The organism is Bradyrhizobium sp. LeoA1Lang (genome assembly GCF_055413685.1).
In genome coordinates this window covers 1-587 of the sequence record NZ_JBVAPG010000490.1, presented here as the reverse complement: position 1 = coordinate 587, position 587 = coordinate 1, and the positions used below count along the sequence as shown (strand labels likewise).

General features: G+C 68.3%; 1 pseudogene. It reads left to right on the top strand.

Going from position 1 to position 587, the window contains the following annotated elements:
* Nucleotides 1-88 precede the first annotated feature (88 nt).
* Nucleotides 89-587, top strand: a pseudogene (locus ACZYOF_RS44280) (IS256 family transposase); the annotation flags it as partial.

Below are 587 nucleotides of genomic sequence, written 5' to 3'. Positions count from 1 at the left end.
GGGTTCTGTTGAATTACTGAAGAGGTCGGCGTTGCCCACCTTGAGCCGGTAGGCTCGGGGTGCTGATTCCACAAAGGAGAGCAACGCCATGACGAGAGATATCACACCGGCTGGTTCGCCGGCGACCGGGGCTGTGGACGAAGCGTTTGCGGAAGTGCGGGCGAGCTTCGATCGGTTCTGCCTTGCGGCAGGGGTCGAGGCGCTGGGCACGATGATGGAGGCGGATGTGGCGGCGGCCTGTGGGCCGCGCCACGGTCGCGATGCAGCACGGCGGGCGCACCGTTGGGGCCGAACGCGGGGACGGATTGGTTTCCACGGCGGCAAGATCGAGGTCGAGCGCCCGCGGGTCCGGGGCGTGGACGGCCGCGAGATCACGATCCCGAGCTGGGAAACGGCGGCGCAGGAGGATTGGCTCGGTCGCTGGGCGATGAACCTGATGCTGATCAATGTGTCGACGCGCCGGTTCGGCCGCGCTGTCCGGCTGCCTGAGGGTGACGTGCCGGCACCACCCGGATCGGGAGTTTCGAAGTCGGCGGCCTCGCGGAGGTTCGTGGCGCTGTCGGCGGCGCGGCTGGCCGACTTCATGG